The organism is Cellulosimicrobium cellulans (assembly GCF_024124905.1).
GTDB lineage: Bacteria > Actinomycetota > Actinomycetes > Actinomycetales > Cellulomonadaceae > Cellulosimicrobium > Cellulosimicrobium cellulans_G.
On the sequence record NZ_JAMXST010000002.1, the window covers coordinates 1 to 14,254 of the forward strand.

Genomic DNA, 14,254 nt, shown 5'->3' on the forward strand with positions numbered 1-14,254 from the left:
GCCAAGACCGAGCTCTACCCGAGCTTCGGCTACGACGAGATCGACTTCCCGGCGCTCGGCATGGGCTCCGGCGAGGCGATCCCGCTCGAGGACCTGGACTTCGGCGACTACCGCTGAGAGATCACGCACCGCGCGGGGCGCGCGGCGCACGGCACATCGCCGGCGCCGCGCGCCCCGCGTGCTTGTGCCGCGGGTGGCGACCGGCTTGTCCAGAATGTGAACTCATCAGGGCGGGGTACGGTGCGCGGCTATTTTGGGCTCCGCGTCATCTCAGGGGGTGGTGCATGACTGATGGGGGACAGCCATGCGGAAGTTCGTCACGGCTGCGTGCAGCGTCGCTCTGGCCGTGGGTGTGGGACTCGGCACCGCTGGTCCGGCGGCTGCCGGGCTGGAGTACCGAGACGGCGGCAAGTGGTACTGGCAGTACACGACGATGATCCTGGAGTCGAACTACTACCACGCCAGCAAGACTCACCGGTCGAGCGTGTCGACGCCGTACGAGACCGTGCGGAGCGCGTGGAAGGCCAAGGGCGTGTGGTCCTACGCCAACACCTCTCCGAACCCGGGCGGGGGCAACTCCTGCAACTACGCGCTCGCGTAGGTCCCGTGGCTGCGGGCGGCTACCTCAGCCGCGGCGCCCTCTCCCACCGGACCCTCGGAAAGTGCCGTGCCCGAGTTCACGGGTCCGTTCGCTGCTGAGTTCGAGCAGGCATACCGGGACACCGCATCGGACTTCGCTCGTGGAGTCCTCGCGGACTCCGTGATCACCGATGCCGAGCACGCGGAGATGGTCGAGCTCTTCACGACATGCCTCGCCGGGAAGGGCATCGCGTTCACGGGGTACAACGCCGACGGAGGCTTGACGACGTCGTCCGCCCCGAACCCGGAGGAAACCGACGCTCTGATCGACGAGTGCTCGGCAACCAGCGGCGAGGACGGAGTCGGCTTCCTTCACGACATCATGCGGACCAATCCCGAGAACCGCGACTGGGCGACGATCGGGGCCGAGTGCCTCGTCGAGGCAGGCGTGGTACCTGCCGACTATGGCGCCGAGGACTACTCCCAGGACAACGAGGGCAGGTTCGTCGAGCTCGACACCCTTCCCACCGATCTCCAGGAGGCGCTGCGGTCGTGCTCCGTGGACCCGCTGGGGATCCTGGAACAGCAGCAGTAGCCGATGGCCTCGTGGACCAAGATCGGCCTCGCCGCCGTGGGCGCCTGTCTGTGCGCCGCGCTCGGCGTGGTCGGAACCGTCGTGTACATGAGACCGGTGACGCCGTCGTCGCTCGCCACCCCTGAGCGCTCGCTGGACTTTCCCGTGGGAGAGGCGGAGTTCGACGACCCACGACCGGTCGAGCTGAGGCTGTCGCGCGGCGACGACCTCGCTCTCACGGTGCCGGCGACCGGCAGGGTCACGACGTCCCGCTGCAAGGCCGGTGTGCCGATGGAGTCGGGGAGCTCCGTGCTGACGGTGGACGGCGTCCCGCTCGTCGGCCTCGCGACATCGGTGCCGTTGTGGCGCGACCTGTCCCTCGGGGACGAGGGGGAGGACGTCACCGCACTTCAGACCGAGCTGGCGCGCCTCGGGTACGAGGTCGATACGGAGGGGCCCTTGCGGAGGGCCGCGCTCCGGGCGTTGCGCGACCTCTACGAGCAGGCGGGCGGGAAGCCCGGTGCTCTCGATCGCGTGACGATCGACCGCATCGTGTGGCTCCCCGCGCCGTCGACGTCGGTCAACGAGTGCCTGGCGACGGTCGGGAGCACGGTTGCGGCGGGGGATCCGGTGGCCTCGGTCCCGGGCGCGCTCGAGAGCGTCACCGTCGCCGAGCCACCCGAGGGGCTGGTTCCTGGCGACCGCGTCCTGGTCGTCGACGGGACGAGCGTCCCCGTCGACGCAGCACTCGCGGTCTCCGACCCGGCGGCACTCGTGCAGCTCAGCCCGCTGCCGTCGCTCCAGCCGACCAGCACCGACGGCGACGCCGGCCGCGCCGGTGCGCCGACCGCCCAGCTCGTGCTCGCCGCGCCGCAGGCGGTGTCGGTCGTCCCGCCGTCCGCGCTGTTCGGCGCAGCGGACGGTCGTGGCTGCGTCCTGTCCGACGGCGTGGTGCGCGCGGTCGGCATCGTCGGGTCACAGCTGGGCCAGTCGTTCGTCGTCGTCGACGGGCCGGAGCCCCTCGCGACCGTCGACACGGACCCCGCACCGGGCACGCCGTGCACCTAGAGACGGACGATCTGGGTCATCGGTTCCCTGGCCGCCCGTGGTTGTTCCGGCACCTGGACGCTCGCCTCGAGCCCGGGCGCGTCTACGCGCTGACCGGTCCCTCCGGGTCGGGGAAGAGCACGCTCCTGAGCCTGCTCGCCGGATGGTCCGAACCGACGGAGGGTTCGATCCGTCGTGCGGGGATCAGCCACGTCGGCTGGGTATTCCAGAACCCGCACGGCACCCCGCGTCGGACGGCCCTCGACCATGTCACGCTCCCCCTTCTGGCCACGGGGCTCGGCCCACGCGCCGCCGAGCGCGAGGCGACCGAGATCCTGGAACGGTTCGCGCTGTCGTCCGTCGCGGCCCAGGAGTTCCGGCGGCTGTCCGGCGGCGAGGCGCAGCGGTTGATGCTCGCGCGCGCCATCGCCGGCCGGCCGGGGTTGCTCCTCGTCGACGAGCCGACCGCGCAGCTCGACCTCCCGACGGCGCGGCGTGTCAACGACGCGATCGCACGGCTGGCGACCGACGCGACGATCGTGGTCGTCGCCACGCACGACGAGCACACCCGCGACGCGTGCACCGACCACGTCGACCTCGTGAGGTTCGAGGCCCGGGACGGAGCCACGACGTGAGGCTCCGGTCGATCCTGCGCGAGGTCGGGCGCAACGTCCTCACCGGGACCACCCGGAGCGTGCTGCTCACGTCGGTGCTCGGGGCGGTCTGCCTGGTACTGCTCGGCGCCGACCTCCTCGCCGTGCGCAGCATCGAGAACGCAGCGACGGCCTTCCGGGAGGCAGGAGGGTTGACGATGACGATCGTCGCGAGCGAGCGGGCGGGTCGACGGCGCGCGCTGCGAGGCGCTCGGGCAGATCTCCGGCGTACGAGCAGCAGGGGCCCTGGCGCTCCCGCAGGAGAAGGTGACGGCGGCCAGCCTCCCCGGGGCTCCGCTCCCGGCGGGGTACGCGACGGACGGTTTTCTCTCCGTGGTCCACGCCGACGTCGACCGGGGAGGCGGGGTGGTGCTGTCGGAAGACGCAGCCCGCACCCTGGGGAGGGTCCGGGCAGATGTGCTGGAGACGACGGACGGTCCGACCCGGGTGGCGGGTACCTTTCCCTATCCGGTGGACGGCCGACGGAAGGGGCTCGGGTACCTGGCGTTGCTCCCCGGCGGAGACCGGGCCGTGTTCGACGAGTGCTGGGTGGAGGCGTGGCCGCAGGACGAGCGACTCCGGACGCTCCTGTTCACGACGTTGTTGCCGCCGGCCGACGAGAGCACGGACGACCCGGTCGTCGGCCAGCTCAACGCCTCGCTCGGCGCCGCGTTCGACGGGCACGCCCGGTTCGCGGACCGGATCACACGGTTCGGCGGCGTCGCCGCCGGGGTCTTCGCGCTCCTGCTCGGGATCGTCGCGGTCCGCGCCCGTCGCGTCGAGCTCGCGGCGGCCCTGCACGACAGGGTGCGGGCGGCCGACCTGTGGTCGATGTCGCTCCTCGAGGCGACGGCCTGGGTCGTACCACCCCTCGCGGTGTGCATGGCGACGTCGATGCTCGTGCTCGGAGCTCGGGGCGACCTTCTCCTCGCTGCCGTCCTCGGCGCGCGCGTCGCGATCCCGGCGGGGCTCGGCGCCCTGCTCGGTACCATGTTCGGGCTGGCGCTGACCCGCGAGCGTCATCTCTTCCTCTACGCCAAGGACCGGTGAGACGCGCGGCTCGTCGCGTCCTGATCGCCGACCGCGCGTCTGCCTGCCCGCTGTGGTAGCCTGGTGAACCGTGCCCGCGCCGTCGGGCCCTCCGTGATGTCCCTGGCGGGGCGGTGTCAGCGAGCGATCGCTCCCACCTCCGCGCAGCGGGCTCCGGACGGGCCGATGTGAGTGCCCGGGCACTCCGGATCCCGGTCCTTGCGGCGCCTTCGTGCCCGCGGGCGGGCGACGGACCATCGAGCCGGTGGTAGGTGGCTGCTGCAGCGTGTCTCGCGCTGCGGGTGCCTCGTGCGATCGGCTCCAGCAGCCAGCACGACCACCATCGGGGATAGCCCCGGTAGCTCGAGAAGACACGGAGACGTAGTGCCTACGATCCAGCAGCTCGTCCGCAAGGGGCGGACCTCGAAGGTGGGGAAGTCGAAGACCCCCGCCCTCAAGGGCTCCCCGCAGCGGCGCGGTGTGTGCACGCGCGTGTACACCACCACCCCGAAGAAGCCGAACTCCGCGCTGCGCAAGGTCGCTCGCGTGAAGCTCTCCTCCCAGGTCGAGGTCACGGCCTACATCCCCGGCGTCGGCCACAACCTCCAGGAGCACTCCATCGTGCTCGTGCGCGGCGGTCGTGTGAAGGACCTCCCGGGCGTGCGCTACAAGATCGTGCGCGGCGCGCTCGACACGCAGGGCGTGAAGAACCGCAAGCAGGCCCGCTCCCGCTACGGCGCCAAGAAGGAGAAGAGCTGATGCCTCGCAAGGGCCCGGCCCCGAAGCGGCCGCTCATCGTCGACCCCGTCTACGGGTCGCCCGTCGTCACGCAGCTCATCAACAAGGTGCTGCTCGACGGCAAGAAGTCCACCGCCGAGTCGATCGTCTACGGCGCCCTCGAGGGCGTCCGGGCGAAGACCGACGGCGACCCGGTCGTCGTCCTCAAGCGTGCGCTCGAGAACGTCCGCCCCGCGCTCGAGGTCCGCTCGCGCCGCGTCGGTGGTGCGACCTACCAGGTGCCGGTCGAGGTGCGCCCCGCGCGCGCGACGACGCTCGCGCTGCGCTGGCTCACGGACTACTCGCGCGCACGTCGCGAGAAGTCGATGACGGAGCGCCTCATGAACGAGATCCTCGACGCGAGCAACGGCCTCGGCGCAGCGGTCAAGCGTCGCGAGGACATGCACAAGATGGCGGAGTCCAACAAGGCCTTCGCCCACTACCGCTGGTAGTCCGCACGACGGGCCCCGGGGACCGACGCGTCCCCGGGGCCGTCGGCGGGTCCGAGGCCGGTCACCCCGGTCCGAGCAGCGCCCCCCGACTCAACCCATCTAACGAGGGAAGCAGACCGTGGCACTTGACGTGCTGACCGACCTGAGCAAGGTCCGCAACATCGGCATCATGGCCCACATCGATGCCGGGAAGACCACGACCACCGAGCGCATCCTGTTCTACACGGGTGTGAACTACAAGCTCGGCGAGACGCACGACGGCGCGTCGACGACCGACTGGATGGAGCAGGAGAAGGAGCGCGGCATCACGATCACGTCCGCCGCCGTCTCGTGCTACTGGAACAAGAACCAGATCAACATCATCGACACGCCCGGCCACGTCGACTTCACGGTCGAGGTCGAGCGCTCCCTGCGCGTGCTCGACGGCGCCGTCGCGGTCTTCGACGGCAAGGAGGGCGTGGAGCCCCAGTCCGAGACGGTGTGGCGCCAGGCGGACAAGTACAACGTCCCCCGCATCTGCTTCGTCAACAAGATGGACAAGCTCGGCGCGGACTTCTACTTCACCGTCGACACCATCATCAACCGTCTCAAGGCCAAGCCGCTGGTCATCCAGCTGCCGATCGGCGCCGAGAGCGACTTCACCGGCGTCGTCGACCTCATCGAGATGAAGGCGCTCGTCTGGCACGGGGAGACCCAGCTCGGCGAGGCGTACGACACCGAGGAGATCCCCGCGGACCTGGTCGAGAAGGCCGAGCGGTACCGCAGCGAGCTCGTCGAGGCCGTCGCCGAGGCCGACGAGGAGCTGCTGGAGAAGTACCTCGGCGGCGAGGAGCTGACGGTCGCCGAGATCAAGTCCGGCATCCGCAAGCTCGTCATCGCGGGCGAGGCGTTCCCGGTCCTCTGCGGTTCCGCGTTCAAGAACAAGGGCGTCCAGCCCATGCTCGACGCGGTCATCGACTACCTGCCGTCGCCCCTCGACGTGCCGGCGATCGACGGTCACGACCCCAAGGACGAGGAGAAGGTCGTCCAGCGTCACCCCGACGCCTCGGAGCCGTTCTCCGCGCTCGCCTTCAAGGTCGCGGCGCACCCGTTCTTCGGCAAGCTCACCTACGTGCGCGTGTACTCCGGTCGCGTCGAGCCCGGCCAGCAGGTCGCGAACTCGACCAAGGGCAAGAAGGAGCGCATCGGCAAGATCTTCCAGATGCACTCCAACAAGGAGAACCCGGTCGACGAGGCGAGCGCCGGTCACATCTACGCGGTCATCGGCCTCAAGGACACGACGACCGGTGACACGCTGAGCGACATGGCGAACCCGGTGATCCTCGAGTCGATGAGCTTCCCGGAGCCCGTCATCGACGTCGCGATCGAGCCGAAGACGAAGGCTGACCAGGAGAAGCTCTCCACGGCGATCCAGAAGCTCGCCGAGGAGGACCCGACGTTCCGCGTCAAGCTGGACGACGAGACCGGCCAGACCGTCATCGGCGGCATGGGCGAGCTCCACCTCGACATCCTCGTCGACCGCATGCGTCGCGAGTTCAAGGTCGAGGCCAACGTCGGCAAGCCGCAGGTCGCGTACCGCGAGACCATCCGCCGCAAGGCGGAGAAGATCGAGTACACGCACAAGAAGCAGACCGGTGGGTCCGGGCAGTTCGCGAAGGTCCAGGTGACCTTCGAGCCGCTCGACACGGCCGAGGGCGAGCTCTACGAGTTCTCCAACGCCGTCACCGGTGGTCGCATCCCGCGCGAGTACATCCCGAGCGTCGACGCCGGTATCCAGTCCGCGATGGAGCTCGGCGTGCTCGCCGGCTTCCCGCTGGTCGGGGTGAAGGCGACCCTGCTCGACGGCGCCTACCACGAGGTCGACTCCTCGGAGATGGCGTTCAAGATCGCCGGCTCGATGGTCCTCAAGGAGGGCGTCAAGCGGGCGGACCCGGTTCTGCTGGAGCCGGTGATGGCGGTCGAGGTGCGTACGCCCGAGGAGTACATGGGCGACGTCATCGGCGACCTGAACTCACGTCGTGGAATGATCCAGTCCATGGAGGACGCGACGGGTGTGAAGGTCGTCCGGGCCCAAGTACCGTTGTCAGAGATGTTCGGGTACATCGGTGACCTCCGGTCCAAGACCCAGGGGCGCGCGGTGTACTCGATGCAGTTCGACAGCTACGCCGAGGTTCCTCGGAACGTTGCCGAAGAGATCATCAAGAAGACCCGGGGCGAGTGAGTCCCCACAGGTCGAAGACCCGCACAACCATCAACCTGTAGGAAACCGCAACGCCCCGCGGATGTAAGATCTCTCGGTCGACATTCGCAACGTTCGGCACATCTACCCAAGTCCCAGGAGGACCCCAGTGGCTAAGGCCAAGTTCGAGCGGACCAAGCCGCACGTCAACGTCGGCACCATCGGTCACGTCGACCACGGTAAGACGACGCTCACGGCGGCGATCTCGAAGACGCTCGCGGACACGTACCCGGACCTGCCGGCGAACACGCAGCGCAACTTCGACGAGATCGACGCGGCTCCCGAGGAGAAGCAGCGCGGTATCACGATCAACATCGCGCACATCGAGTACGAGACGCCGAAGCGCCACTACGCGCACGTCGACGCTCCGGGTCACGCCGACTACATCAAGAACATGATCACCGGTGCCGCCCAGATGGACGGCGCGATCCTGGTGGTCGCCGCGACCGACGGCCCGATGGCCCAGACGCGCGAGCACGTCCTGCTCGCCCGCCAGGTCGGCGTGCCGTACCTGCTCGTCGCGCTGAACAAGTCGGACATGGTCGACGACGAGGAGATCCTCGAGCTCGTCGAGATGGAGGTGCGCGAGCTCCTCTCCTCGCAGGAGTTCGACGGCGACAACGCGCCGGTCGTGCGCGTGTCGGGTCTGAAGGCGCTCGAGGGCGACCCCGAGTGGACCGCGAAGATCCTCGAGCTCATGGAGGCCGTGGACGAGAACGTCCCGGAGCCCGTCCGTGAGCTCGACAAGCCGTTCCTCATGCCCGTCGAGGACGTCTTCACGATCACCGGTCGTGGCACCGTCGTCACCGGCAAGGTGGAGCGTGGCACGCTCGACCTCAACTCGGACGTCGAGATCGTCGGCATCCGCGCGCCCCAGAAGACCACGGTCACGGGCATCGAGACGTTCCACAAGCAGATGGACCAGGCTCAGGCCGGCGACAACACCGGTCTGCTCCTGCGCGGCATCAAGCGCGAGGACGTCGAGCGCGGCCAGGTCGTCGTCAAGCCGGGCTCGATCACCCCGCACACCAACTTCGAGGCGCAGGTCTACATCCTGGGCAAGGACGAGGGTGGCCGTCACAACCCGTTCTACTCGAACTACCGTCCGCAGTTCTACTTCCGGACCACCGACGTCACCGGCGTCATCACGCTGCCCGAGGGCACCGAGATGGTCATGCCCGGCGACAACACCGAGATGACGGTCGAGCTCATCCAGCCGATCGCCATGGAGGAGGGCCTCGGCTTCGCCATCCGCGAGGGTGGCCGCACCGTCGGCTCGGGCCGCGTCACCAAGATCCTCAAGTGATCTGACGCTGCCTCCGCAGCACTCGTCGAAGGCCCGGTCCCGTCCGCGGGGCCGGGCCTTCGGCCTGCGGTCCGCCGCCCTGTGCGGTGGCACCGCGGTCACACCTGCGGTCACCGTCACAGCACCCGCCCCGGTCCCGACTTGGCCCGGGCGGGCTTCGTGTGGCAGACTGTTCAGGTTGCCTGTTACGGGTGCGCTCTTTCACGTGTCGAACAGTGTGTTGAACCGGTCCTCCCGAGGAGGACCAGGACCCCGGGATCTCGTCCCGGGTCTGCGGGTTGAGCTCTCTGTCGCCATGGATCGAGTACCCCGCGGAACACACGTTCCGACCAGGCTCGCACAAACGTTGTGGTCTGCTCCGCGGAGCCGTGCGTCAGCACGGTGCGGACGCCGGTCCACATATCCAACGGCCCTGCGTCTCTCGGCGCGTGCGCCCAGGTGCGTCGCGACTACGCGACACGCCCGAGCGCGGGGGTCGGACAGCTAGCGGTTCGAGAGAGAGAGTCAGACGACGCCATGGCGGGACAGAAGATCCGCATCCGGCTCAAGTCCTACGACCACGAGGTCATCGACAGCTCGGCGCGCAAGATCGTCGACACGGTGACGCGCGCTGGTGCAACGGTCGTGGGTCCGGTGCCGCTGCCGACGGAGAAGAACGTCTTCTGCGTCATCCGGTCGCCTCACAAGTACAAGGACAGCCGCGAGCACTTCGAGATGCGCACGCACAAGCGGCTGATCGACATCATCGATCCCACGCCGAAGGCCGTCGACTCGCTCATGCGTCTCGACCTGCCTGCCGACGTGAACATCGAGATCAAGCTCTGAGGCTGGAGGACATCATGACTATTCCCCAGCAGAACGCGCGCCCGGTCACCGCGGTGCTCGGCACGAAGCTCGGGATGACGCAGCTCTGGGACGAGGCCGGTCGCCTCGTGCCCGTGACCGTCGTCGCCGTCGGGACGAACGTCGTGACGCAGGTGCGCACGGCCGACGCCGACGGGTACGCCGCCGTGCAGCTCGCCTACGGCCAGATCGACCCGCGCAAGGTCACGAAGCCGCTCAGGGGCCACTTCGAGAAGGCCGGCGTCACGCCGCGCCGTCACGTCGCCGAGGTCCGTACCACCGACGCCGCCGAGTACTCGCTCGGCCAGGAGATCACCGCGGAGGCCTTCGAGGCCGGCGCCGTGGTCGACGTCGTGGGCACGACCAAGGGCAAGGGCACCGCCGGTGTCATGAAGCGCCACGGCTTCTCCGGCGTGGGCGCCTCGCACGGTGCGCACCGCAACCACCGCAAGCCGGGCTCGATCGGCGGGGCCTCGACCCCGTCGCGCGTGTTCAAGGGCCTGCGCATGGCCGGTCGCATGGGCAACGCCCGCCAGACCACCCAGAACCTGACCGTCCACGCGGTCGACGCCGAGAAGGGTCTGCTGCTCGTCAAGGGCGCGGTTCCCGGCCCCAAGGGCGGCGTCGTCCTCGTGCGCAGCGCCGCGAAGGGAGCGTGAACACCATGTCCGCTCTGACCGTTGACGTGCTGGACCCCAAGGGCAAGAAGGCCGGCACCGCCGAGCTCCCCGCCGAGGTGTTCGACGTCGAGCTCAACGTCCCGCTGATCCACCAGGTCGTCGTCGCCCAGCGTGCCGCTGCACGCCAGGGCACCCACGACACCAAGAGCCGCGGCGAGGTCCGCGGTGGTGGTCGCAAGCCGTACAAGCAGAAGGGCACCGGCCGCGCCCGCCAGGGTTCGACCCGTGCGCCGCAGTTCGCCGGCGGTGGCACCGTCCACGGCCCGACGCCGCGCTCGTACGACCAGCGGACGCCCAAGAAGATGAAGGCCGCCGCGCTCCGCGGTGCCCTCTCGGACCGCGCCCGCAACGGCCGTGTCCACGTCGTGACCGGCTTCGGCGTCGACGGCCTGCCGTCGACCAAGACCGCCGTCTCGACGCTCGCCAAGCTCTCCGAGCGCAAGCACGTCCTCGTGGTCACCGAGCGTGGCGACGAGCTGACGATCAAGTCGCTGCGGAACGTCGAGCAGGTCCACCTCCTGGTGGCCGACCAGCTCAACACCTACGACGTGCTCGTCTCCGACGACGTCGTCTTCACGCAGGGCGCGCTCGACGCGTTCCTGGCGGGCCCGGCCACGGGTCGCTCCGCGAAGGCCGTCGCCACCTCCACCGAGGCGGACGAGACTGCTGCCGAGGAGGCCGCGAAGTGACCACCGTGACCAAGGACCCCCGTGACGTGATCCTCGCGCCGGTCGTCTCCGAGAAGAGCTACGGCCTGCTCGACGAGGGCAAGTACACGTTCGTCGTCGACCCGCGGGCCAACAAGACCGAGATCAAGATCGCCGTCGAGCAGATCTTCTCCGTCAAGGTGGCCTCGGTGAACACGATCAACCGCAAGGGCAAGACGCGTCGCACGCGTTTCGGCCTGGGCAAGCGCAAGGACACCAAGCGTGCGATCGTCACCCTCCGCGAGGGCACGATCGACATCTTCGGCTGAGCCGACGAGAGCAGATTGAGGACAGATCCCCATGGGAATCCGTAAGTACAAGCCGACGACGCCCGGCCGCCGCGGCGCGAGCGTCGCCGACTTCGCCGAGATCACGCGCTCGCAGCCGGAGAAGTCTCTGGTCCGCCCGCTCTCGAAGAGCGGCGGCCGCAACAGCTCCGGCCGGATCACCACCCGTCACAAGGGTGGTGGCCACAAGCGTGCGTACCGCGTGATCGACTTCCGTCGCCACGACAAGGACGGCGTGCCCGCCAAGGTCGCGCACATCGAGTACGACCCCAACCGCACGGCGCGCATCGCGCTCCTGCACTACGCGGACGGCGAGAAGCGCTACATCATCGCGCCGGCCAAGCTCAAGCAGGGCGACGTCGTCGAGAACGGTGCGGGCGCGGACATCAAGCCCGGCAACAACCTGCCGCTGCGCAACATCCCGACCGGTACGGTCATCCACGCCATCGAGCTCAAGCCCGGTGGCGGCGCGAAGATCGCCCGCTCGGCCGGTGCCTCCGTGCAGCTCGTCGCCAAGGACGGGCCGTACGCGCAGCTCCGCATGCCCTCCGGCGAGATCCGCAACGTCGACCTGCGCTGCCGCGCGACGGTCGGCGAGGTGGGCAACGCCGAGCAGTCGAACATCAACTGGGGCAAGGCCGGCCGCATGCGCTGGAAGGGCAAGCGCCCGACCGTCCGCGGTGTCGCCATGAACCCGATCGACCACCCGCACGGTGGTGGTGAGGGCAAGACGTCCGGTGGTCGCCACCCGGTGAGCCCGTGGGGCCAGCCGGAGGGCCGTACCCGCCGTCCGAACAAGCCGAGCGACAAGCTGATCGTGCGTCGTCGCCGTACCGGCAAGAAGCGCTGATAGGAGCCTGGAGACATGCCTCGTAGCCTGAAGAAGGGCCCCTTCGTCGACGGCCACCTGCAGAAGAAGGTGGACGCTCAGAACGAGAAGGGGACCAAGAACGTCATCAAGACCTGGTCCCGTCGGTCGGTCATCACGCCCGACTTCCTCGGTCACACGTTCGCCGTGCACGACGGTCGCAAGCACACGCCGGTGTTCGTCACCGAGTCGATGGTCGGCCACAAGCTCGGCGAGTTCGCTCCCACGCGGACCTTCCGCGGCCACGTGAAGGACGACAAGAAGGGTCGTCGCCGCTGACCCCCGGGTCAGTCTGGTGACGACCTGGACGGTCAAGAGACAAGAAGGCAGGACAGCAATGGAAGCCAAGGCGCAGGCGCGGTTCGTCCGTGTCACGCCCCAGAAGGCCCGGCGCGTCGTGGACCTCATCCGTGGCAAGCAGGCCTCCGAGGCCGTCGCGGTGCTGAAGTTCGCACCGCAGGCGGCGAGCGAGCCCGTCCGCAAGGTCGTGGAGAGCGCCATCGCGAACGCCCGGGTGAAGGCAGACCGTGCGAGCGAGGCGTTCGAGGAGCAGGAGCTCGTCGTGCGTGAGGCGTTCGTCGACGAGGGTCCGACCCTCAAGCGTTTCCGCCCGCGGGCCCAGGGCCGTGCGAACCGCATCCTCAAGCGCACCAGCCACATCACCGTGGTCGTCGCTCCGCGTGAGAACACGAAGGGAAGTGCCCGATAGTGGGACAGAAGGTTCACCCGCACGGGTACCGCCTCGGCATCACCACCGACCACCGGTCGCGCTGGTTCGCCGACAGCACCAAGCCCGGACAGCGGTACCGCGACTACGTCCGCGAGGACGTCCAGATCCGCAAGCTCATGAGCACCGGTCTCGAGCGCGCAGGCATCTCCAAGGTCGAGATCGAGCGCACCCGTGACCGCGTCCGCGTGGACATCCACACGGCGCGCCCCGGAATCGTCATCGGTCGCCGCGGCGCCGAGGCGGACCGCATCCGCGGCGAGCTGGAGAAGCTCACCGGCAAGCAGGTGCAGCTCAACATCCTCGAGGTGAAGAACGCCGAGGTCGACGCGCAGCTCGTCGCCCAGGGCATCGCCGAGCAGCTCGCGAGCCGCGTCTCGTTCCGTCGTGCGATGCGCAAGGGCATCCAGTCGGCGCAGCGCGCCGGTGCCAAGGGCATCCGCGTGCAGGTCTCCGGCCGCCTCGGCGGCGCGGAGATGAGCCGGTCGGAGTTCTACCGCGAGGGTCGTGTGCCGCTGCACACGCTCCGCGCGTACATCGACTACGGCTTCTTCGAGGCCCGCACGACCTTCGGCCGCATCGGCGTGAAGGTCTGGATCTACAAGGGCGACGTCACCGAGAAGGAGTTCGCCGCGCAGCAGGCCACGGCCGCTCCGCGCCAGGGCCGTGGCGGCCCGCGCGGTGAGCGTGGCGGCGACCGTCGTGGTGGTGGCCGTCGTCCCGAGCGTTCGGGCGAGCGGACCTCCGGGTCCGAGGCGCCGGCCGCGGCTGAGCAGTCCGCTCCTGCCGCGGAGGCGAAGGCCCCTGAGACCGGAACGGAGGCCTGAGTCATGCTGATCCCGCGCAGGCTCAAGCACCGCAAGCAGCACCACCCGTCGCGCTCCGGCGCGGCGAAGGGTGGCACGCAGATCGCGTTCGGCGAGTACGGCATCCAGGCTCTCGAGCCGGCGTACGTCACCAACCGTCAGATCGAGGCTGCTCGTATCGCGATGACCCGCCACATCAAGCGTGGCGGCAAGGTCTGGATCAACATCTACCCGGACCGTCCCCTGACCAAGAAGCCTGCCGAGACCCGCATGGGTTCCGGTAAGGGTTCGCCCGAGTGGTGGGTCGCCAATGTCAAGCCCGGCCGCATCGTCTTCGAGCTGGCCGGTGTCCCGGAGGACCTGGCTCGCGAGGCGATGCGTCGCGCGATCCACAAGCTCCCGATGAAGTGCCGTTTCGTGGTGCGCGAGGGTGGTGGCAACTGATGGCAATCGGAACGAAGGGGCTCGCCCCCGTCGACCTCGACGCCATGGACGACGAGACGCTCGTCGCCGAGCTCAAGAAGGTCAAGGAGGAGCTCTTCAACCTCCGCTTCCAGTCGGCCACCGGCCAGCTGGAGAGCCACGGGCGCCTCAAGGCCGTCCGCCGCGACATCGCGCGGATCTACACGATCCTGCGTGAGCGCGAGCTCGGCATCCGTACCGCGCCGAGTGCCGAGTGA

General features: G+C 69.0%; 19 protein-coding genes. All 19 read left to right on the forward strand.

The annotated features are described in order from the left end of the window. Positions 1 to 346 precede the first annotated feature (346 nt). The 19 genes from NHH00_RS04995 to rpmC all read left to right on the forward strand — a co-directional run bounded on the left by NHH00_RS04995 (position 347) and on the right by rpmC (position 14,254). Positions 347 to 601 (forward strand): lactococcin 972 family bacteriocin, encoded by a 255-nt coding sequence (locus tag NHH00_RS04995; protein WP_253050797.1) that lies wholly within the window; start codon positions 347 to 349, stop codon positions 599 to 601. 66 nt (positions 602 to 667) lie between these two features. Further along, positions 668 to 1,174: a hypothetical protein gene (locus NHH00_RS05000; protein WP_253050799.1), complete on the forward strand. Its 507-nt coding sequence runs from the start codon at positions 668 to 670 to the stop codon at positions 1,172 to 1,174. Positions 1,175 to 1,177: 3 nt separating this feature from the next. Then, positions 1,178 to 2,221, forward strand: a complete 1,044-nt coding sequence (locus NHH00_RS05005; RefSeq protein WP_253050801.1) for a peptidoglycan-binding domain-containing protein — start codon at positions 1,178 to 1,180, stop codon at positions 2,219 to 2,221. 41 nt (positions 2,222 to 2,262) lie between these two features. Continuing rightward, a complete protein-coding gene (locus NHH00_RS05010) occupies positions 2,263 to 2,835 on the forward strand; it encodes an ATP-binding cassette domain-containing protein (protein WP_253050803.1) in 573 nt (190 codons plus the stop codon). Between the two features lie 489 nt (positions 2,836 to 3,324). Continuing rightward, entirely contained in the window at positions 3,325 to 3,903 is a 579-nt protein-coding gene (locus NHH00_RS05015; RefSeq protein WP_253050804.1) for a hypothetical protein, read from the forward strand. A 363-nt stretch (positions 3,904 to 4,266) separates the two neighbouring features. Next, a complete protein-coding gene (rpsL, locus tag NHH00_RS05020; RefSeq protein ID WP_021479869.1) occupies positions 4,267 to 4,641 on the forward strand; it encodes a 30S ribosomal protein S12 in 375 nt (124 codons plus the stop codon). Continuing rightward, complete coding sequence (rpsG, locus tag NHH00_RS05025; RefSeq protein ID WP_047233808.1) at positions 4,641 to 5,111, forward strand: 30S ribosomal protein S7; 471 nt, start codon at positions 4,641 to 4,643, stop codon at positions 5,109 to 5,111. Before rpsL ends, rpsG begins: the two co-directional genes overlap by 1 nt. Before the next feature lie 118 nt (positions 5,112 to 5,229). Continuing rightward, positions 5,230 to 7,332: an elongation factor G gene (gene fusA / locus NHH00_RS05030; protein ID WP_253050805.1), complete on the forward strand. Its 2,103-nt coding sequence runs from the start codon at positions 5,230 to 5,232 to the stop codon at positions 7,330 to 7,332. Positions 7,333 to 7,459: 127 nt separating this feature from the next. Continuing rightward, positions 7,460 to 8,656 carry an elongation factor Tu gene (gene tuf / locus NHH00_RS05035; RefSeq protein ID WP_253050806.1) on the forward strand — a complete coding sequence of 399 codons (1,197 nt, stop codon included), beginning with the start codon at positions 7,460 to 7,462 and terminating at the stop codon, positions 8,654 to 8,656. Positions 8,657 to 9,172: 516 nt separating this feature from the next. Further along, positions 9,173 to 9,481, forward strand: coding sequence for a 30S ribosomal protein S10 (rpsJ, locus tag NHH00_RS05040; RefSeq protein WP_012867945.1), 309 nt, complete (start codon positions 9,173 to 9,175; stop codon positions 9,479 to 9,481). Positions 9,482 to 9,495: 14 nt separating this feature from the next. Further along, entirely contained in the window at positions 9,496 to 10,158 is a 663-nt protein-coding gene (gene rplC / locus NHH00_RS05045; protein WP_253050807.1) for a 50S ribosomal protein L3, read from the forward strand. A 5-nt stretch (positions 10,159 to 10,163) separates the two neighbouring features. Further along, positions 10,164 to 10,868, forward strand: a complete 705-nt coding sequence (gene rplD, locus NHH00_RS05050; RefSeq protein ID WP_047233829.1) for a 50S ribosomal protein L4 — start codon at positions 10,164 to 10,166, stop codon at positions 10,866 to 10,868. Next, complete coding sequence (gene rplW, locus NHH00_RS05055) at positions 10,865 to 11,155, forward strand: 50S ribosomal protein L23 (protein WP_021479876.1); 291 nt, start codon at positions 10,865 to 10,867, stop codon at positions 11,153 to 11,155. Before rplD ends, rplW begins: the two co-directional genes overlap by 4 nt. A gap of 31 nt (positions 11,156 to 11,186) precedes the next feature. Then, a complete protein-coding gene (gene rplB / locus NHH00_RS05060; protein ID WP_047233812.1) occupies positions 11,187 to 12,023 on the forward strand; it encodes a 50S ribosomal protein L2 in 837 nt (278 codons plus the stop codon). Between the two features lie 15 nt (positions 12,024 to 12,038). Beyond that, positions 12,039 to 12,320, forward strand: a complete 282-nt coding sequence (gene rpsS / locus NHH00_RS05065) for a 30S ribosomal protein S19 (protein WP_047233813.1) — start codon at positions 12,039 to 12,041, stop codon at positions 12,318 to 12,320. 58 nt (positions 12,321 to 12,378) lie between these two features. Further along, a complete protein-coding gene (gene rplV / locus NHH00_RS05070) occupies positions 12,379 to 12,750 on the forward strand; it encodes a 50S ribosomal protein L22 (protein ID WP_021479879.1) in 372 nt (123 codons plus the stop codon). Then, entirely contained in the window at positions 12,750 to 13,595 is an 846-nt protein-coding gene (gene rpsC, locus NHH00_RS05075; protein ID WP_253050808.1) for a 30S ribosomal protein S3, read from the forward strand. The genes rplV and rpsC overlap by 1 nt, the downstream gene beginning before the upstream one ends. Before the next feature lie 3 nt (positions 13,596 to 13,598). Next, positions 13,599 to 14,018 carry a 50S ribosomal protein L16 gene (gene rplP, locus NHH00_RS05080; protein ID WP_047233815.1) on the forward strand — a complete coding sequence of 140 codons (420 nt, stop codon included), beginning with the start codon at positions 13,599 to 13,601 and terminating at the stop codon, positions 14,016 to 14,018. Then, positions 14,018 to 14,254: a 50S ribosomal protein L29 gene (gene rpmC, locus NHH00_RS05085; RefSeq protein ID WP_021480429.1), complete on the forward strand. Its 237-nt coding sequence runs from the start codon at positions 14,018 to 14,020 to the stop codon at positions 14,252 to 14,254. Before rplP ends, rpmC begins: the two co-directional genes overlap by 1 nt.

Coding starts and splice junctions, on each gene's coding strand:
- rpmC (WP_021480429.1), top strand. CDS start 14,018: ATGGCAATCGGAACGAAGGGGCTCGCCCCCGTCGACCTCGACGCCATG.
- rplB (WP_047233812.1), top strand. CDS start 11,187: ATGGGAATCCGTAAGTACAAGCCGACGACGCCCGGCCGCCGCGGCGCG.
- rplC (WP_253050807.1), top strand. CDS start 9,496: ATGACTATTCCCCAGCAGAACGCGCGCCCGGTCACCGCGGTGCTCGGC.
- NHH00_RS05005 (WP_253050801.1), top strand. CDS start 1,178: ATGGCCTCGTGGACCAAGATCGGCCTCGCCGCCGTGGGCGCCTGTCTG.
- rplP (WP_047233815.1), top strand. CDS start 13,599: ATGCTGATCCCGCGCAGGCTCAAGCACCGCAAGCAGCACCACCCGTCG.
- rpsS (WP_047233813.1), top strand. CDS start 12,039: ATGCCTCGTAGCCTGAAGAAGGGCCCCTTCGTCGACGGCCACCTGCAG.
- rpsG (WP_047233808.1), top strand. CDS start 4,641: ATGCCTCGCAAGGGCCCGGCCCCGAAGCGGCCGCTCATCGTCGACCCC.
- rplD (WP_047233829.1), top strand. CDS start 10,164: ATGTCCGCTCTGACCGTTGACGTGCTGGACCCCAAGGGCAAGAAGGCC.
- rpsJ (WP_012867945.1), top strand. CDS start 9,173: ATGGCGGGACAGAAGATCCGCATCCGGCTCAAGTCCTACGACCACGAG.
- rplV (WP_021479879.1), top strand. CDS start 12,379: ATGGAAGCCAAGGCGCAGGCGCGGTTCGTCCGTGTCACGCCCCAGAAG.